At 41.9% G+C, this 20,908-nt stretch carries 11 protein-coding genes and 1 pseudogene; 4 read left to right on the top strand and 8 right to left on the bottom strand.

Annotated elements, in window-relative coordinates:
- Nucleotides 1–2,870, bottom strand: a 2,870-nt coding sequence (locus ACEQ81_RS18515) for a Calx-beta domain-containing protein (RefSeq protein ID WP_411032413.1), incomplete at its 3' end; no start/stop codon positions are given.
- Between the two features lie 560 nt (nucleotides 2,871–3,430).
- Here ACEQ81_RS18515 and ACEQ81_RS18510 point away from each other — a divergent pair.
- Nucleotides 3,431–4,426 carry a sterol desaturase family protein gene (locus ACEQ81_RS18510; protein ID WP_411032412.1) on the top strand — a complete coding sequence of 332 codons (996 nt, stop codon included), beginning with the start codon at nucleotides 3,431–3,433 and terminating at the stop codon, nucleotides 4,424–4,426.
- Between the two features lie 34 nt (nucleotides 4,427–4,460).
- On the opposite strand, the gene ACEQ81_RS18505 is transcribed toward ACEQ81_RS18510, so the two are convergent.
- The 7 genes from ACEQ81_RS18505 to ACEQ81_RS18475 form a co-directional block, all read right to left on the bottom strand.
- Nucleotides 4,461–4,871, bottom strand: coding sequence for a DUF2085 domain-containing protein (locus ACEQ81_RS18505; RefSeq protein WP_411032414.1), 411 nt, complete (start codon nucleotides 4,869–4,871; stop codon nucleotides 4,461–4,463).
- A 236-nt stretch (nucleotides 4,872–5,107) separates the two neighbouring features.
- A complete protein-coding gene (locus tag ACEQ81_RS18500; protein WP_411032411.1) occupies nucleotides 5,108–5,935 on the bottom strand; it encodes a mechanosensitive ion channel family protein in 828 nt (275 codons plus the stop codon).
- Nucleotides 5,936–5,942: 7 nt separating this feature from the next.
- Nucleotides 5,943–6,125, bottom strand: a complete 183-nt coding sequence (locus ACEQ81_RS18495; RefSeq protein WP_411032410.1) for a hypothetical protein — start codon at nucleotides 6,123–6,125, stop codon at nucleotides 5,943–5,945.
- A complete protein-coding gene (locus ACEQ81_RS18490) occupies nucleotides 6,126–6,710 on the bottom strand; it encodes an RNA polymerase sigma factor (protein ID WP_411032409.1) in 585 nt (194 codons plus the stop codon).
- A gap of 227 nt (nucleotides 6,711–6,937) precedes the next feature.
- Nucleotides 6,938–7,846, bottom strand: coding sequence for a PorP/SprF family type IX secretion system membrane protein (locus ACEQ81_RS18485; RefSeq protein WP_411032408.1), 909 nt, complete (start codon nucleotides 7,844–7,846; stop codon nucleotides 6,938–6,940).
- A 13-nt stretch (nucleotides 7,847–7,859) separates the two neighbouring features.
- Nucleotides 7,860–10,604 carry a gliding motility-associated C-terminal domain-containing protein gene (locus ACEQ81_RS18480; protein WP_411032407.1) on the bottom strand — a complete coding sequence of 915 codons (2,745 nt, stop codon included), beginning with the start codon at nucleotides 10,602–10,604 and terminating at the stop codon, nucleotides 7,860–7,862.
- A gap of 827 nt (nucleotides 10,605–11,431) precedes the next feature.
- Nucleotides 11,432–11,863, bottom strand: coding sequence for a hypothetical protein (locus tag ACEQ81_RS18475; RefSeq protein WP_411032406.1), 432 nt, complete (start codon nucleotides 11,861–11,863; stop codon nucleotides 11,432–11,434).
- 497 nt (nucleotides 11,864–12,360) lie between these two features.
- On the opposite strand from ACEQ81_RS18475, the gene ACEQ81_RS18470 reads away from it, so the two are divergent.
- The 3 genes and pseudogenes from ACEQ81_RS18470 to ACEQ81_RS18460 form a co-directional block, all read left to right on the top strand.
- Nucleotides 12,361–18,858 (top strand): gliding motility-associated C-terminal domain-containing protein, encoded by a 6,498-nt coding sequence (locus ACEQ81_RS18470; protein WP_411032405.1) that lies wholly within the window; start codon nucleotides 12,361–12,363, stop codon nucleotides 18,856–18,858.
- 26 nt (nucleotides 18,859–18,884) lie between these two features.
- Nucleotides 18,885–19,826, top strand: coding sequence for a type IX secretion system membrane protein PorP/SprF (locus tag ACEQ81_RS18465; RefSeq protein WP_411032404.1), 942 nt, complete (start codon nucleotides 18,885–18,887; stop codon nucleotides 19,824–19,826).
- Nucleotides 19,827–19,843: 17 nt separating this feature from the next.
- A pseudogene (locus ACEQ81_RS18460) lies at nucleotides 19,844–20,908 on the top strand (hypothetical protein); the annotation flags it as partial.

Here is a 20,908-nt window from a genome sequence, read left to right as displayed (position 1 = left end):
CCCCCCTGTACGTTGCCCGTAAGGCGTACACGGAAGGTGGCCGTGCCCGCGCCCTCGTCCACAGTCACGTCATTGGAATCGAACGAGATGCCGTTGCCGGCGCCACCGTCGTTGTCCGTGATCGTTACAGTACCTTGGCTATCGGCAATAGTAATAGCTCCTGTGGCATTGATATTACTTAGATTAACCACAAAATCTTCGGTTGGCTCAATAAAGTTGTCATCCGTAATGGTCAGTGCAATATTCTGCGTACTACCATCTGTGGAATTTGGTGGGAAGGTAACCTGCCCACTATCGCTAACGTAATCACTTCCAGCTAAAGCTGTACCATCTGCCGTTGCAAAATCTACAGTAAAAGATTCTTCTACAGCACCGCTCAAGGTAACCTGAAGGTTAATCGTACCAGCATCTTCATCGATACTTAAATCATTAATACTTATTGAAGCAGCATCATTGTCCAAAATAGTTCCAAGACCCGAACCATCATTGATCGGAATTTCGTTGGTTGACAGATTGCTTAACTCCACTGTATATTCTTCGGTATCCTCAATAACCGTATCATCATTGATAGTAACCGTTATATTTTGAGTTTCACCATGGGTACCGTTAAAGCCCAAGGAACCTCCGGCAAGGGTATAGTCATTAGGAGCAATGGCAGTAACGTTAGCACCAATATAGTCCAATGTGAAATTAGCTGTGGTTTCCCCTGTAAGTGTAACCTCAAATATGGCCGTACCGGCATCTTCATCGCTATTGATATCGTTGATCACCAATCCAATGGGATCTCCATTTTCTGTAACATATATCCTTTGTTCGTGTGGCGTTTGGTTTCCGGCACAATCCGAAGCCGTCCATGTGCGTACTATGATATACGTAGTACTTGTATTGTCCCCAATATAGCTTTCATTAAGATTTACGGAAGCATTGGTATCACAATTGTCGGAAGCCGTTAAAGTTTCGGCACTGGGAATGTTATCATAAGCTGCTACCGTATTTTGAGGTAAAGCTTCATTGAAAGTAGGTGCCGTAGTGTCTTCTATGGTAATTACCTGTGTAAATGTGTCACTAACCCTACCACAGGCATCTGTAAATGTAAAAGTGTTGGTATAGGTACCTTCACTATCGCAACCGGGATTTGGAACAAAACTTCCGGCCACCTTGTTCAAGGTAAAATTACAGAATTCGGTTTGTGGCTCCAATGCCAGGGCCGCATTCAGAGCGGTGGTATCATCACAAGAAATGGTGCTATCCAATTCGTTGGGGGTCGTGGTCCAGTTAACTTGGTTTGGCTCGTTGATATCTACAACAGTAGCATCATGGTTCCCAATCCCACAATCATCTGTTGTGCCAGAACTGTTGGTGGTTACCGGATTGGTATTGGTTACACCTCTAAAACTGGCGGTGGCCTGCATGGCAAAATTGGCCGAGCAAGCTGTTTCCAAAAAGTAACATTGATCCTTTACCTGTACATTGAAATCCAACGTATATAAAGGGTCGCCAACATCTGTATTTCCATTGGGCACAAAAAACCGTAATTCTCTTGTGGTCGTATTAAAACTGTGTGTTACTCCGGATGGCAAAGTCTCGGTATCCACAAAATCGACCTCTACAGGAAGCGTGGTAAAAATTTCTAGATCTTGGATATCATCGTTACCAGAATTTTCTATACTTAAAGTCATTTGTACATTATCACCTGGGTTGAAGCCTCCTCCGGATGAGGAAGATGTAAAATTTAAAGCTCCCAAACTAGGTTCGTACACTTCAACACTTAGACCCAATAGATACACACCGTAAGTTTCTTGGTCGGAGGTTATTTTAAGTCTTGCTGAAGTCTGGTTGTTGCCAATAAACTTATTGCCGGTATTGTTTAAATCAAAAACCGCAGCATCAAACCCTAAGGTATTGGTACTGGCAGGGTTTCTGTCTACAAAGTCAAGGTTATTTTTGGTGATTCTGCTGTTAAAGAAGTTGTTTTCATTTCTTATACCCGTAGAAAGGTTAGACCATGTACTATTGGTATCGAAGATCTGCAACTGATCGCCACTAATGTCACGGTCACCCTCCAAAGAACCCAAAACGATATCTGCATTTACATTTCCGTTCGGTACTGTTTGAAAACCACTAAAATCAAATTCTACCTCGCCATCGTCTTCTGAAATGTGAACATACCCATCAAAAATGGTCACATTTTTCCCGATTAGTTCGGTACTCTCATATATAAATACGATTTGCCATCCACCTGAAGTACCTGTATGTGCGCCTCCATGGGAATATAAATCCCCTTCAGTAGCTTTTACATTGGCGATTTGAAATTTTCCGTAGGGATTTGCCAGGGCCTCCACTTCCGTGGTTATATCTTTTACACAAACGTAAGGATCGTTTATAAAATGTTCGCTCCTACCTCTATATATTACTTCATCCGCGCTGACAGTATTATAGCTAGATTGGCCGGGAAGCATCAATTTAACCTGATTGTAGTTCCAATTGGGTTCTGGTTCACCTGTACCGGTATCATCATCGTACTCCTTATCCGCTGCGGCCCAATACAAGTATACCTTTTTGAAATTTAAACAGGATACCCCCGGTTCGGGGTTTGTAAAGTTTGCGCTACTTGAGTTAAAGGTGCTTGAATCAAAATCGATATCTACAAATACATTATTGTAAAAATCGTGATTGCCATGGGCACCCGTATATGCATTTGTGGCATGACGCGAAAGTACGTTGTTGGCAATAATGGTTATGTCACCATTAACAGTCTCCGAATACCTTGGTGTAAAAGCTTCCTTTACTTGACCAAAAGATGCCATTGAAATCAACAGCAACATAAAAAGAATCGGTTTTTTAATTGAATAGGTAGTTTTGTTTCTCATGGGCTTTGGTTTAAGGCAGTTCCCAAATCCAAACTCTAATGAATTGCAAGACCATTTATTACTGTAAAAAAGCTAACTGAGTAAATTTACGCTTGGCCAAGTGGTTCATAAAGAATTGATTGCTATAGGATAAGAGTTGGGTTTTAAATTCTCTTGCAAAGAAAAATGCAACCCCTATTCTATCAAAAATTAGACGTTGTGGTCAAGGTTATTATCGTTTAAAATCTTGTTTTGGGATAAAGGGTATGGTTTTATCGATATTGGTAAAATGTTGTAAATCTGCATTTTAGATAGCCAAAAAATATAAAACATGGAAATGTAAACTCCAAAGGAAAGGGGGCGCGGATATAAAAAGAAGCATTCAGAAATAGGTTATATTGAGGCCAAACCATTTGTGTTTTTGGAGGTTAACACGCAGACCAAAGCCCTTATGCACATTGGCGCTGACCTACGTTTATGTGATATTCCGTAGCACGTGGATGTCGCTGGTCGAATTTCTTGGACAAATACACTTTCATTTTGTTACTTACTTTCTTTACATCGATTAAATTACCCACCGTATGGAAATTTTGGAAACACTTTATAATGAAATCATTGGCTTTTTAGGAATAACGCAGGTCTTGGAAATTCTAAAAACGGGAGATTACAGTGCCTTTACCACCTATGATGGCATTATATCCCTTATTTATCCAATTATTCCCCTTCTTGTTCTTTTAGAGCTTATTATGGGGTTGCTCTATAAAAAACCTCAAACCAAGGTCTATAAGGTAAATTTCCTCATTTATATCTTCAATAGGTTTGTGGGTAGGTTTATAGCCATAGCCATGGTAGCTTTTTGCATTGGGCTCTTTCAAAGGTATGCCCCTTTCCAGACCAGTCTTACTTGGTATTGGTTTATATATGGATATATTGTTTGGGAGTTTGGGCATTTTTTATATCATTATTGGGGCCATAAGGTAAGATTGTTTTGGTGTCTACATTCCACTCATCATGCACCGGAGGATATGAATCTTTCGGTTACCTACGCCCACTTCTTTCTAGAAGCCCCTTATGCGGATACTATAAGGACCACAGTTTGCATTCTATTGGGGGTACAACCAGAGTTGTTATTTTTGATCATGTTTATAGATGGTACTTACGGTGCTTTTATCCATGTTGGGGAAAACCTCATCAAGAATGGAAGATTGGGCTTTCTAAACAAACTTATATTAACACCCTCCCATCATAGGGTTCACCATGCACGCAATCCATTGTACATGGATACCAATTTTTGTAATCTGCTCAACATCTGGGACAGGGTTTTTGGCACCTATCAAGATGAACAGTACGATGTTGCCATTGAATATGGGATTACGCGCGAAATGAATTCGGGAAACTTTATGGATGTTTATTTTGGAGAAATTGTTGCACTGGCCAAAGATGTAATGAAAGCCCCCGGAATCATAAATAAGTTGAAGTACTTATTTATGCCTCCCGGGTGGCATCATTCAGGGGAACACAAAACAGCAAAGATCGTACGTAGCAATTATCTAAGGTCTCAAAACAATGAGTCTTAATCTTTAGCTACTATGGACATTGGTATATAAAGTTTTATTTATACATTCCTTTTTCATATTCAGTTACCATTTTTTCCAATGCTCCGGCTTTGAATAGCAGGTACGCGGCGAAAAATTGAACAGAAACCAAATACGTCAATAAGAAAATTCCCAGTTTATAATCTGTAAAAAGCAACTTAAACGTATTTAAAAGAAAAACACCCAACGGCATTGTCAGAACTGTTTTCAGTTTATTCAAACTTGGAATAATTTTTAGTTCTTGCAGCATAAAGTTTAGGAACGTAGGAAATGGTAATAAAAACATTATATAATACTCAATAAGCGTATTGGCGACTATTCCGACCGTTATTCCCAAAACTAATCCTGTACATCTTGCGCAAACTCTAATTCCCAAAATACTATAGGTTCTACAATATTGGGATGGTGGATGGTGTGAGAACAACATGGACCATCTTATTTGTCTTTTATGCATTATTTAACTCTGGCTTTTGAGAAAGATCTACTTCCACAAATTGGACATGTTTTTGAAGCTAGTAAGTAAAAAGGGACGTAAAATATTCCACATAAAAAAATGAACAAAAGCCAATTGAATTTTTTTCCAGGAGTTACATTCCTATCACACACGTTACACTGTTTAATCATGGGTTTTAATTTAGTTTTCCAATTGCATGCAATCGCAAATTATGATGTAACCTCTACCTCGCTTTGTACTACATCTTTTATAGGGATAATTATTTTTCCTTTTTCCGTGGTTAACGTAAGGGAAATATTATCTATCATTTTTATAACTCCTTCGGAACCATTTATTTTCACTTTATCCCCTATTTCATAATTTTTTCGGGCATAATACATCCTTAAAAGATCCCCAATTACATCTTTAGAGCCTAAACCAAACCCAATGGATATGGCCAAAAGAAAAGCTCCCAGTACAATGGAAAAATTACTGGTAACGACGGAAGTATCAACACCTGCCTGATTTAATGCGGTAATAGTGATTAAAACAACGATAAAATAAAATACCACATTGCCTATTATTTTAGAACCACTTAAATCAAAGGATTCAAAAAGGCCGTTTATACCTTTTTTGATAAAGTCCGCTATATATAACCCTATCATAAATAAGGCGACGGCACTGAAGAGTTTTGGTAAATATTGTACCAGATTTCCAATTTCTTTTGATACGATATGCCAATTCATTATATCGGAGGCAATGATTAAGAATACCAAAAACAGAATCCACTTTACAAAACTTACAATTACCTTGGATAGTTTAAATTTTAAATCGGTCTTTTTAAACAGATTTATTGCATTGATCTTGTCTGTAAGCCGGTCTACACGAGAAAGTTTTAAAACCCTTTTAAGCAGAAAACCAATTACTTGTGTAATTAACCATCCCAAAATTAAAATTACTATTGCTCCAATGATATTTGGAAGAACAGCAGCAATACCATCGACCATTTCCTTAAGGGATTCAAAGGTTAGTACTTTCCATTTATTAATTTCTTCCATTGTTCTATTATTTTCTTGTTTTGAATAAATTTTCAAGGGCCGATGAATAATTGGTAGAAAAAAGTGAAGCCATATCCATTACAAGTTTGGCCATTGCTATATTTTTCATCACCTTTTTTTTCAATCCAGGCGGAACCTCCAATAACGATCTTTCCATTTCTTTAAATGGATTCTTTCCTTTTCCAGTCATTTATACCAATTTGTAATATGCTCTTAATACCTTACTTCTTGCTCTCCTCAGTCTCATTTTTACGGCTCCTTCGGTTATTCCCAAAAGTGTTTCCAACTCCTTAACAGTTACATCGTCCTGATATTTAAGCAATAATATTGATTTGTCTTCCGGATCTATAAGCTCTAACGCATTTTTCAATTTGGTAGACTTAATTTGCATAAGCTCCTCTTCGGATTCTTGTAGCGGAAGGTACTCTGGTTCTCCAACCGAGTCTAAACATCCTTCATATATGCCTCCATCGGTCTTAACCACCTTCTTCTTGCTTACATAGTTCACACAAAAATTATATGTAAATGAATAAAACCAAGTAGCAAATTTGGACCTTCCTTTAAAGGTGTTCAGCTTAAGAAATAATTTAAGAAACACGTCTTGTGTTAAATCTTCCGCTTCGTCCTTTGATTTGGAAAAACTATAACATTTGTTATAGATAATCTTTACATACCTATCGTATAGTTGGCCAAATAACAAGGTATCATTCATCTCAACAATTTTTTGAACGAGTTGCTCATCTGTAAGCTCATGGAATGTTCCATCAGTTTCCAATTTTAATTTTTAGATTGGTTCTATGTATATTTAGACCGGCTTTTTAGATGAGGTAACCCCTTATTTATAATTTAATCGAGGTTCTTTTTATTAGGAAAAACTGACTATTGGGGTTGCCGGTCCCTTTATCTCTTTTTTTGACGAACGGTTATTTGTCCATGCAAAAAGATCATGTTGGGTTAAAAACACTACAGAATTGATTTTTTTTAAATCATGTGAATCATAGGTTAGAGCTTAAAAACAAGCCCTATTTCATGGGTGCCTTTTTCAAATAGATTGATATTACTTGTGAAAGCTTCATAAGCGTAGCCCAGTTCAAGCCATTCCTTTATGTGTAAATACAACAATCCCCCAAAAGCCCTATTCACTCTATAGTTGATACCTATTTCGAAGCTCTCCAAAAAAGCGTCGTAAGTATTTATAACCTTAAGGGTACCGGTTAGGTCTACCGTGGTTTCCGTATTGGAGAATTGTACTTGGGAAGATGGTATAAATACCATAGTATTATTCAAAGAAACATACCCCCCGCCACCTAGGTAAGTCTGTAACCGGTTGTCGGCAACGGTAACAATCTCATTTTGATCTTCCAACCTATCGGTTGTCAACAGTTTTGGAATGGAAAGCGAAACGTAATAATCTTTATGCTTTAGGTAAAGACCAGCTCCAATATTGGGGTTGAAACTGTTTACGTTTCTTGAAAACAAAGGATCTGTGGGCAGTTGTAATTTATTAAAATCCGCGTTGTTAAAACGACCACCGCCCTGTACGCCAAAATGAAGATAGGTAGGGTTATCGTAATTAAGGCCCAGTCTAATCTTATATGAGAATCCGGCAAATATAGAAGTAGTACGTTCAATAAAAACCTTGTCCACAATGGTTGTAAGGCCCAGTCCAATTTTGTCATTTACCGGAATACCCAAATAAAAACTTTGTGTCTCTGGTGCATCCTCTATACCCACAAACTGACTCCTAAAATTGAGCTTAAACTCAATCTGATCATTAATTCCAACAAGGGCAGGGTTAAAAAAACTCATATTATGCCTGTACAAGGCGTACTGAGGTTCTGATTGAGCGAACATGGCCATGGTTTGTATTAGAAAAAAAGCCAGTGCTATTAGTTTATATTGTGTCATCATTTTATATGGTAGATTAATAGTTAATGTAGAGCCATCCCGACACAACAGTGCGGTTATCTCCAAAAGCGTCAATAGCATAGTAGTAAGCGTCTACGGGTAATAACGACCCATCTGTGCCATGTGTGCCACCCCAGTCGTTTTGGTAATTTTTAGTTCGGAACACCTCTTTTCCCTTTCTGTCAAATACTCGTATCTGCGCTTGAGGGTAGTCCATAATATTTTTAATTAACCAAGTATCGTTAATGTTATCCGAGTTGGGGGAAACTCCTCGCTGGGGCTCCATTAAAACAAGGGTTTCATTTGCGCACATATCGGCTATTCCATCTAGATTTTCATCTGGGGCCGTAAAGGTGACCACAGCGGTATCGGTGGAGATATTGCCATTGATATCAGTTATGGTAAGGGTCACGGTTTCTGTACCCAGAGGTGGGCAATTGAAAGTACTTTTGTCCAAGAATCTATCGGAAATCCCACAATTATCACTACTTCCATTGTCAATGTCATCTACAGTAAGTTCTGCCAGCCCTTCTGCATCCAATGCTACAGTTATATCCCGGGTTATTACCATGGGCATCTGAACGTCTTCTACGGTAACCGTTTGTACACATGTTGCGGTGTTCCCAGAGGTATCGGTAGCGGTCCAAGTAACCAAAGTTTCCCCCAAGGGAAATTCTGTGGGAGCATCATTTGTCACTACGGTCATGGAACATCCAGTAGTGGCCGCCGGTGTTTCTAGAACAACATTGGTAGCGGTGCAGCCTCCTATATCCGTTTGTGCGGTTACATCATCTGGGCAGGTGATCGTAAAAGTACTATTGTCTTCTACGATTACTTTTTGTGTACATATTGCGACGTTCCCCGAAGTATCGGTTGCGGTCCAAGTAACCAGTGTCTCTCCCAAGGGAAATTCTGTGGGGGCATCATTTGCCACTGCGGTCATGGAACATCCAGTAGTGGCCACCGGTGTTTCTAGAACAACATTGGTAGCAGTGCAGCCGCCTATATCTGTTTGTACGGTTACATTATCTTGGCAGGTGATCGTAAAAGTACTATTGTCTTCTACGATTACTTTTTGTGTACATATTGTGGTGTTCCCAGTGGTATCGGTAGCGGTCCAAGTAACCAGTGTCTCCCCTAACGGAAATTCTGTGGGAGCATCATTGATTATGTTGAGTGAAGAACAACCATTGGTATTAGGTGTTCCCAACGTAACATTGGTTGCCGAACAGCTATTGGCATCCGCTTGTACCAGAATATCACCGGGGCAACTTATGTTAGCCGCGTTCACGGTTATGGTTATTGCATTACAACTCCCTATACATCCATCTCCTTCTCCTCGCACAAAATAGGTGGTGGTGGTAGATGGATTTACCTGAAAATCCCCATTGGCGCTAGTACCCACCAAGGTACCGCCACAAGACCCCGAGTAAATATACCATTGATCAGCGCTATTAAGATTACCATTAATGGTAAGTGTAGCCAAATCCGCTGGGCATATGGTCTGCGGTGAGGCAGACAAGGTTGGTGTATCCGCTAAATCACAAAAGGCAAATACTGCTGCCCTACCGGATAAAAATGTGGCTTTACTACTACCAGGTGAGCCAATAACTACTATAGAACCGTTGTTATTTATGCTTACCGAAAAGCCCGACTGATCGGATTCGGACTCGCCGTCTATATCCTCTCCTAGCTGTTCCCAGGTGCCCAATGCGTTCCTATATACACGAACATGGCCAGCGGCATTGCCATTACCCGAGTTACCAAAAGCACCAATCGCTACAATAGATCCATCTTCACTTAGGCTTACTGAAATACCCGAGAGATCTCCGGCAGCTTCTCCATCCAAATCTTCACCTATTTGCTCCCATATATCTAGGGCATTTCTTTGAAATACCCGTGTATGGCCCGCTAGAGAACCGTTATCCGAGTTTCCACTATTTCCAATAGCTAGAATGGACCCGTCTGCACTGAGACTAGTAACACTGCCAGAGACAATATCGGTCCTTTCGGCATACAAAGTCTGGCCTAGTTGCTCCCAATTATCAGAACTTGTTCTTCCGAACACCCTTACCCCACTAAAGCCATTTGCGTCATTGGAACTAAGACTGGAAGTGGCCAAGGTAGATCCATCTGCGCTAAGACTTACATAAATTCCTAACTGATCAAATCCTATTTCTCCATCTATATCCTGGCCCAATTGTTCCCAAACATCCAGGGCATTCCTTCGAAATATCTTTACGTGACCAGAATCTATGCCATTCCCATCATTACCGGGTCCTCCGATGGCCACTATAGCTCCATCCGCGCTGAGACTTACCCAAGTGCCAAAAAGGCTGCCCGCACTTTCTCCATCAATATCCTGGCCAATCTGATGCCATGTGCCCGATATATTTCTAAATATCCTTACATGACCAGAATCTATGCCATTCCCATCATTTCTGGCAGCACCGATAGCTATCATGGACCCATCTGCACTAAGGCTTATAGCACTTCCAGAAATATCCGAACCTCCTTCCCCATTTAGATCTTGACCCACTTGGTCCCAATTACCTACAGAGTTTCTTCTGTAGACTCGTACGGTCCCAGGCCCCGAATCGCTTGGAGCTCCAATAGCAACCACGGATCCGTCCGCGTTAATGCTAGTTGAGGATCCAAACACTTCAACTATGGTTTCCCCGAGCAAGTCCTGTCCTGCCTGGCTCCATTGGGCCTGTGTAAGAAAAGGGCATAATAGTAGTATTAATAAAAAGTATTTCATGGTATAAGTATTTGGGTTTTTATTGGTAGTTTTTGTTTTATTCGCACTGTGGAATGCATGCTACAATACATCTATCCAACTCAATTTCTGTTAAGAGGCAACCCATTGTTCTTTTGAAACAAAAGGTATTTGCCTAAAACTATGACTCATCCAAAGAATAGCTTTTAACGAGAGTCGATTAAAACAAAGGAGCCACATGCTTTTTTCTAAGGGAATTCATTTAAAAATTCTGATTATCCCAGGTTAACTCCTCACCAAAATTAATAAGGGTATCTCCTTGATATACTTCGCGTTAAGCAAACGGTAGGTCTCATTTGCTAATGGGTCATTATCCCTCAAAAAACGGATTATGCACTTTATAATCTATTGGTCGGGGGTATATCCAATACAGGTTTGACCCAATCATCCTCCGTTTTTTAAGGGAAATAATAAAAGATGTGTAGTGTTATATAAGCTTATTTCGCGGATTATCCGCGGAGTATGCCAAGGGTTGAAGAAATGTTTACCCACGGTCTTTTTTATGGTACTCTTTGGTCCCTATAGATAAAGGTATCGGGTATTTGGCAGGTAAATGTTCGTTGATGGTTCTGGTTGCCCACTTATGAAAAAAGTATGGAGCATTGTTCTTTTAAGCAAGGTAAACCGTTGGTCTTAACTTAACCATTTCTCTGTTGATTAGTATATCAAGACAACAAGGAGGGCGGAAAATATTTCCCTCCCTCGCCCAGACACAGTCACCCCAATGATAGGAAAGGCGATTCGTTGTCTTGATAACCGTTATATAAATTTAACTGCACTTCGTTAGTGCATTCTTTTGTCTATTAATTCTATAAACTGTCCGAAGGTTCATCTTCTATATCTAAACTACTAATGGCCAAACCTTTTTCGATAAGGCCAAAAACATCATATTGCCCTTTTATCAAAAAAAGGAAAACGTTCGTTTTATAATGGTTGCGATCTGTTATACCGCCATTAGAAATGGACTGCAGGTCAGCCGCCATTTGGCTAGTAGAAAAAAAAGTTGGATCGGCACCAACTTTCTCCAAACCGGTAAGAAACTGTTTTAATTCTGTTAGCGGTTTTAAAATGGGCTTAAAGTCGAACCTTTCACTAGAATAACCTACCTCGTCAAACCATATGGTAACCTCTGAATTAATGTATGTAATTCCCGTTAAACTTCTTTTCTCCCATACAGACTTACCTTTAAGATTAATAAAAAACTTAATCCCAGTGCCGACATAATATTTTAACTCGTTCATTATCTAGCATTTTGATAAATCAATTGTTCATATTTTTAGAATTCGCATTCCATGTGATAGCTTTTTAATATCATATAGACCTCCTTATATTGTTTAGACCGGATTTTTTTTTTTAGTAACCATAGACCGGATTTTTTTTATCCTCACCAACTTGTATTCCCAATCATTGGCACTTCTATATCCTTACTTATTTTCTTTCGTTGCTTTACCGGGCTAATAGCGAATATCATGTGTATTGTACCGTAAACTGCCAGCAAAACACAACAACACAAAATTGATCTTTTACCCATTGATATGTTTCGGTCTTTCCTTTAAAAATTGCACAAAAACAGCTTTTAACAACAAGCAATTGAAGCACTCATTTTATTTTTTTAGTTACCTAAATAAAAAAAGGGGTCTAAATACTAAAGAGCAAGTTTCTTAGGTGATTCCTCAGCAAGGAATTACCTCCAATACTTAATAATGCAGCATTTAGTTTTAACATAACCCCATGCAGTATGAAAAAAAGATTATGCTTTAACCACCAAACCATCTTATTTTTTTTACTAGTCTTTAGCGCCCAATTAACCTACGCACAATGCGATCTCACCGATTTTGATATAGAGGTCAATGGGGGAGCTTGCCCAAACGATGGCGTCATTAGCCTACAATATACCGGAAATCTGGATTGTATAGGAGTACAAGCCATTCTTACTATAGTAGGTAATCCCACGCCAATTATAAAAAATATCCCTGACAACGGAAGTGTAGAATTTGATAATCTTCTTTCCAGTCCGGATCAGGGCTATACCTTAAAGTTGATATTGGGTTCTGAGGAAAGGGATTTCCCCCTAATGACTATACCAACTACTTATATACCTATGATTCTCAATAGTGAAACGAGCTCACCATCGTGTCCAGGGGGAACAGACGGGGGAATAATCGTAAACATAGCAAGCGGGGGCACAGGGCCCAATTTTATATACGAACTATTGGATACCTCGGGTAGCCTAATCGAGTCTTCTGGGGAGATTACTGATAGAACCTATATCTTCTCGGTAGGTCTGGAAGAAGGTACATATGGATACCGGGTAACGGATTTAGGATGCAACCTAAACCAAAGGGACCAGGCCATTGTTCTTCCCAACAGCACTGCAAGTTCTCTATATCGAAATGCCAATTTTGCAAGGAGCAATAGAGACTGTAACCTTTATGATGTGCTATTCAGGCTTTCGGTTTTTTCTGCCGAGGGCAGGGCAAAAATACAAGAGGCGGGCAATGCTACCATAGCCATTAATGGGGGCGCGCCAGTAAACTTGACGTTAACTAACATAAACGGTAATAATGTTGTTTTTGAATACCCACCAGGACTACCCGGCGGTGTTGATTTCAACTTGTCCTTTAATGATGGATGTTCCACTTTTTCGGGAGGTAATACCACATTGCCAATTGATAACAATTTAATGAATATCGATGTACAAGTTGGTTTTGACTCAACTACCTGTATGTCAACCCATTTATTAAACGTCTTGGCCACTGCTTTTCAGAATAATCCAAATCCGCAACCTTCAGATACCTATGCTATGTTCCTGGAGCGGAATGAAATAATAGTGGAACAAGAAACATCCCCTGGTGTTTGGGAAGATGTTACAGCGAGATTAGGTGGTGGTAGCAATAATCCTTTGGTTACAGTAGGCAATCCTTTTATTTTGCCGGGGAGAGGACGTTACAGGGTTTCCGGTAAAGACGATTGTCATACGACGGATCCGATAGTTTTTGACACAAAAGAAGAAACCAATCCTCTGAACGATATTATTATAACGGTGGCTAAATCTGTTCTAGAAGGAACCGTAGGCCTTGAAATTCTTAACACCCCCGGACTACCGGATGTATCGGCCATTTCGGAAACGACCTATAGTATAGAACCTGTTCCGTTCCAGTCTAGCATTACCATTAACCCAACCCAACCCTATACCCTGGCAGGATCTTACACCATTCAGTTTCCCCTTGTGTATACGACCACCACAAATAATTCCATCATAGGGGATTTACCTCCTGGCGAATATAAAATAATTGCTTCTGATGATTGTTCCCGAGCAAACAACAGTTCGGTAGAAAAAAGATTTACAATTCCAAATAGTCGGCGTGCACGCTATAATCCTATGCTCAGGGTAATTCCGGGATGTAGAAATTCCAACACCATCGAATATGAAATGAACACTATTAATGTTGCCAGAACTATTCGTAGGCCAATGAACAATATAATTGTTGAACTTTGGACAGATGATGGCACTGGTCAACTGGGTAATCTACTGCTTACAGATGAAAACACATCCTCTTTACTTAATGGTTCTTTTAGTGGTCTTACACCAGGGAAATACATAATTAGGTTCAGTAGTGTTAATTTTGAGTCTACTGAAAGGGATCTTTTATATTCTGCTGTAACAGCTAGCAATGAGGATCGGGAATATATAACAGATGTACTGACCATTGAAGAGCCAGAACCTATTGATGTAAACACGGCAGGTACTTTTTGTGATTTTAACAATTCTTCTTCCGGGGTTATACTTGCTCAAATTCCGGATAGTGGCCTAACAAATCTTGTTTACCCAATTACTTTTGAGCTTTTCAATGCCACACCAAATGGCATGGTTATAGGTAATGCGATATCTCAAATTACTATACCCAATGGTCCGGAAAGGTCTCATATTTTTGAAGGGTTAAGCGATGGAGATTATATAGTAAGAACAACTACCGGATGCGGTGGAAGTGAGGTAGCGGCAGCATTATCTTTTTCGCCTATTTCGCCGGTAATAGTACCGGATCAAAACATGGTATGCCCGGGTACGGAAGTAACACTTACAATTGACGATGTATCTCCTTTTATTTTTGACATTACATGGAAAGATGGTCAGGGCAATATCCTAAACACGGACAAGAGTGATACATCCATTATAGTCCCAGTGCAACAAACAACGACGTATACAGTAGAATATGTTGCAAAAGCCAGATTGTGTTCGGGTACCACACCATCCACTGCCACCATTACCATTACCGTACCCATTACGTCTTTGGAAGTTACTGAAGACACGGTCTGTGAAGGTGATGATGCAACAGTAACCATAGCCGATACGGAAATTGGGATTACTTATGAACTTTTATTGGGCGGTAATCCACTTACTCCAGAAGTAAATGGGGAAGGAACAGGAGCAGATCTCGTTCTCACAATTCCATCCGACCAACTCGTTACCGGTACAACTACCTATACTATAGGGATATCGGGCAATGGATGTGCCTCCGCCATGCTAGACGAAACTGTGGATCTTATAGTGAACCCCCTACCCGTAGTTACTTTTGACGCCCCTACCGATATATGCGTGGATGCCAATGCCTTGGACCTAAATACATTGGCAAACCCTGTTGGGGGTACCTTTAGTGGACCCGGTGTAACGGGCAACAGTTTTGACCCTGCCATAGCCGGAACGGGAGCTCACGACCTTACCTATGAATTTACCGATGCCAATGGATGTACCAACTCCATAACAGTCGCCATTACAGTAAACGATCTACCAGTGGTTACCTTTGATAATCCTTCGGACATATGTGTGGATGCCAATGCCTTGGACCTAACTTCATTGGCGAACCCTGTTGGAGGCACCTTTAGTGGACCTGGTGTAACGGGCAACAGTTTTGACCCTACCATAGCCGGAACGGGAGTACACAACCTCACCTATGAATTTACCGATGTCAATGGATGTATCAACTCCGCAACAGCCATAATTACCGTAAACGATCTGCCGGTGGTCTCCTTTAACGATCCTGCCGATATATGTGTAGATGCCAATGCCGTGGACCTTACTACATTGGCAAGCCCCGTTGGGGGTACCTTTAGTGGACCAGGTGTAACGGGCAACAATTTTGACCCGGCCGTTGCCGGAACGGGAGCACACATCCTCACCTATGAATTTACCGATACAAACGGATGTACCAACTCCACAACAGCCACCATTACCGTAAACGCCCTGCCAGTAGTCACTTTTACAGGCCCTAGTGATATATGTGTAGATGCCAATGCCTTGGACCTAACTACATTGGCAAGCCCCATTGGGGGTACCTTCAGCGGACCAGGGGTGACGGGCAACAGTTTTGACCCCGCCACAGCCGGAACGGGAGCGCATATCCTTACCTATGAATTTACAGATACCAACGGATGTACCAATAGCGATACTGCACAAATTACCGTAAACGCTCTACCAGTGGTCACCTTTACGGATCCTACCGATATATGTGTAGATGCTGATGTCCTAGACCTGACTTCATTCGCAAGCCCTGTTGGAGGCACCTTTAGCGGACCAGGGGTAACGGGCAACAGCTTTGACCCAGCCACAGCCGGAACGGGAGCACACGACCTTACTTATGAATTTACAGATACAAGCGGATGTATCAACTCCGCAACAGCCACTATTACGGTAAACGATTTACCTATCCTTTCCGTAACCGATGCTGCTACATGTTCCATAGACTTGCTTAGCTATTCATTGAATGTGTCGGTAAGCTCAGGAACGGTCACCAGTACATCAGGCAGTGTAATCAACACCTCAGGGAACATCTGGTCCATTACGGATGTACCGGCAGCAACCAATATTACCATAACGGTTACCGATGCCAATAGCTGCGACAGTACCTTGGAAGTAATGGCCCCTGACTGCAACTGCCCTATAGTAAACGCTCCAATAGGTGGGAGTGATCAGAGTTATTGTACCGGAACCACGATCCCTACGCTAACAGCAAACGTGGAGCTAGGAGAAACTGTTGACTGGTATGATTCCCCCTCGGGAGGTACTCCGCTGTTAAGTGGAAATACAAGTTATACTCCTACGGTCGCCGGAACCTATTATGCGGAAGCTAGGAATACAAACAACAATTGTACCAGTACTACACGCACACCAATACAATTAATAGAGAATGCCTTGCCCCTGCTCACCTTTGATGCCCCTGCAGGTATATGTGTGGATGCTGGTGCCCTGGATCTTACCATATTGGCAAACCCAACTGGCGGAACATTTAGCGGACCGGGGGTAACAGGCAATAGCTTTGACCCGGCTACTGTTGGAGTAGGAACGCATACTATTACTTATGAATTTACCGATACGAACGGATGTACCAACACTGCTACAGCGATTATTACCGTAAACGCCCTGCCCATAGTCACTTTTACTGACCCTGCCAATATATGTGTGGATGCTGATGTCTTGGACTTGACTACATTGGCAAACCCCATCGGTGGGGTCTTTAGCGGAACCGGGGTAACGGGCAACAGTTTTGACCCCGCCACGGCCGGAACAGGGACACACACCCTTACCTATGAATTTACCAATGCCAACGGATGTACCAGTAGCGATACTGCACAGATTAACGTAACTGCACTATTGGCACAAACAGGTACGGAGACTATCTCATGTGCCCTGGATGGCCAAAGCTACGTACTTACAGTGCTGCTAAACGGTGCACCTCCATTTAGCGCAACAGGAAACGGGGCTCCCGGTACCTTTGTGGGCAATACCTGGACTTCAGACCCTATACCCGCGGGAACGGATTATAGCATAGATTTTACGGATATCAACAACTGTAATACCGTTACAGTGGCCGATGTGGCGCCGGTATGCTGCGTCTTTGAGGTAACCTGCCCCACCTTCCCCGCCACTACAGTGCAATGTTATGAAGAGCTGCCTTCGGCCACCACGCTTACAGAAACCGAATTCGAGGCCTTGGGCAATGCCGATGGAAGCATTGGGGATATTCCCTGCGGTGTTATTGAAATTACCGCCGTCAATGGCCCGGATACCGGAAATTGCAATGTCACCGTTGTCCGTACCTATACCATAACCGAATATGGCGATACCAATGGCAATGGCATAAGAGACCTTGGTGAGGATACCGTGCTCAATACAGAGGAATGTACACAGAACATCACCGTACAGGATACCACAAACCCCGTGTTCGTGGGGACATTGCCAGCGGACATCACCGTGGAATGCGATGCCGTACCTGCCCCGGAAACCTTCACGGCTACCGATAACTGTGGTACCGCCACTGTTGCCTTTACCGAAACCAGGACCGATGGAAGCTGTCCTTCGGATTATAGCCTGGAGAGGACATGGACCGCCACCGATGAGTGCGGACTTACTACCGTACACATACAGACCATCACCGTACAGGATACCACAAGCCCCGTGTTCGTGGGGACATTGCCAGCGGATATCACCGTGGAATGCGATGCCCAGATCCCAGTAGCGGAAACCCTTTCAGCTACCGACAACTGTGGTACCGCCACTGTTGCCTTTACCGAGACCAGGATCGATGGAAGCTGTCCTTCGGATTATAGCCTCGAAAGGACATGGACCGCCACCAACGAGTGCGGTATTGAAACCATACATGTACAAACAATAAACGTAGGGGACACAACCGCTCCGGTTTTTGTAGAAGCGCTACCACAGGACGGTTTCGCCGAGTGCGATACCATTCCCGAAGTTGCGATACTTACGGCCACGGACAATTGCGGTGCTGTTACCGTAGACTTTACCGAGACCGAAGTGCCAGGAAATTGTAGCTCCCAATACTCCTTGGTACGGACATGGACGGCCACCGATGAGTGTGGGAACGAGACCTCCCATACGCAAACCTTGCAGCTTACCTGCCCCCTTACGGTCTACAATGCCGTATCTGCCAATAACAACGGGCAAAATGACATCTTCTTGTTAGAGGGTATCGATTGTTTCCCTAACAACCAAGTTGAAATCTTCAACCGCTGGGGAATAAAAGTATTTGAAGCAAATGGATACGATAATCTGAACAAGGTATTCAAAGGTTATTCAGATGGTAGGCTTACAATCGCCAGGGGTGAAAAACTGCCCACAGGAACCTATTTCTACATATTACAGTATCAATTTACGGGCAGTGGTCAATCACGAACCATTCAACAGTCCGGTTATTTATACCTAACGAGCGACAAGTGATCCATATCCATAAAAATAAAAAGACCATGAAAGTAATCTATCACAACCATAAAAAAATCTTGTTCCTTGTCCTATTGGCAATAGGCCTCCCCATCCTTTGCCATGGACAACAAGATTCTGAGTACACCCAATATATGTACAATACAACAACAATAAACCCTGCTTATGCCGGCAACAGAGGCGTATTAAGCTTCAATAGCCTTTATCGTTCCCAATGGGTTGGATTGAACGGGGCTCCCAAATCCCTTGCCTTTTCCGTGAACAGTCCGGTTGGGGAAAGGGGTGTGGGCCTCGGCCTTTCCATTATCCATGATGAGATAGGCCCGTCCACTGAAAGTAATGTAACCGTGGATTTTTCCTATACCATTTCCCTGAGCAGGAATACCGAGTTGTCTTTTGGTCTCAAGGGAGGAATGAACCTTTTAAATGTCGACTTTAGAAAATTGGACATAAGAGATCCCAGTGAACAAGTATTTTCTCAAAACATTGAGAATCGTTTTTCACCCAATGTAGGTCTGGGTGCTTACCTCCATTTTGACGATAGATGGTATGTTGGATTGTCATCTCCAAATATATTGTCTACCGACCATTATGATGATTCTATATCTTCTACTGCATCCGAAGTAGCACACTTCTACCTGATTGCGGGATATATTCTTGAAATTAATAGAGAACTTAAATTTAAACCGGCCATACTTACAAAAGCGGTAAAGGGTGCTCCCTTGGCTTTTGATGCTTCTGCTAACTTTCTGTTCAACGATAGGTTCATAATAGGGCTTTCCTATCGCTTGGATGCTTCGATAAGTGCATTGGCCGGTTTTCAAATAAACGATCGTTTAATGCTGGGCTATGCCTATGATTACGATACCTCCGAACTGGGGAACTACAATTCCGGGTCCCACGATTTCTTCTTGCGCTTTGAGTTTACCAAAAGAGTTAGAAACTCTATAAATCCAAGATTCTTTTAACACCTTATACACCGATTATGAATACATATCTAAAAACTCCATATCTATGTACCTTGTTCTTTTTTGTCCTTGCCCTTACCGGTTTTGGGCAAGAGGTAAAACTGGACCGTGCCAATAAAAAATATGCCGATCTTGCTTATATCGATGCTTCGGAGATTTATCTTGATCTTGCAGAATCTGGCTACAGGTCCGAGGAACTCTTCAGGAAGCTGGGGAACATCTATTATTTCAATGCCAAATATGTAGAGGCCTCCCATTGGTACAAGGAATTGTTCTCCATGACGGAAGATTTGGAACCCATATATTATCTCCGCTACTCACAGTCATTAAAGGCATTGGGCAACGAAGAACTCTCCGTTCATTGGTTCAATGCCTATATTAAAAAGAACGGCATAGTGAGCGAAACCTTGGGAAATGCCATAGACTATTTAAAGATCATTGAGGAGAACTCCGGACGATACACCATGGAGCCCGCCAATATTAACTCTACCGGGGTGGATTTCGGGGCCGCTTTTCATGAAAAAAAACTAATCTTCGCTTCTACACAGGACATTTCCGAAGCTGGGAGACGTCTTAGTCCATGGGACGGACTATCGTTTTTGGATTTATTTGAGGCCTCTATAAATGATGATGGATCTTTAGGGGCCCCTGTAAGGCTCAAAGGTGATGTAAATACCAAGTATCATGAATCCAGTGCGGTCTTTACCCAGGATGGTACCACCATGTATTTCACAAGGAACAATGTAACACCCTTTAAACGCAAAAACAAACAAAACGTACTACGTTTAAAGGTCTATCGGGCCACATGGAAAAAAGGGGAATGGACCGATGTTGAGGACCTGCCCATAAATGGGGACGATTATTCCAACGCGCACCCCGTTTTAAGCCCTAAAGAGGACAAATTGTACTTTGTGTCTGACAGACCGGGATCCCTGGGCCTTACGGATATCTATACCGTGGATATAAACCCAGATGGCTCCCTGGGCATTCCAAAAAATCTGGGGGAAAAAATAAATACCAAGGGAAGGGAATCTTTCCCCTTCCTTGCCAAGGACAACGAACTGTACTTCTCCTCCGACGGA

Origin of the sequence: Spongiimicrobium sp. 3-5 (assembly GCF_046557915.1) — a bacterium.
Taxonomy (GTDB): domain Bacteria; phylum Bacteroidota; class Bacteroidia; order Flavobacteriales; family Flavobacteriaceae; genus JBHEBG01.
This window is presented reverse-complemented; position numbering and strand designations above follow the sequence as displayed.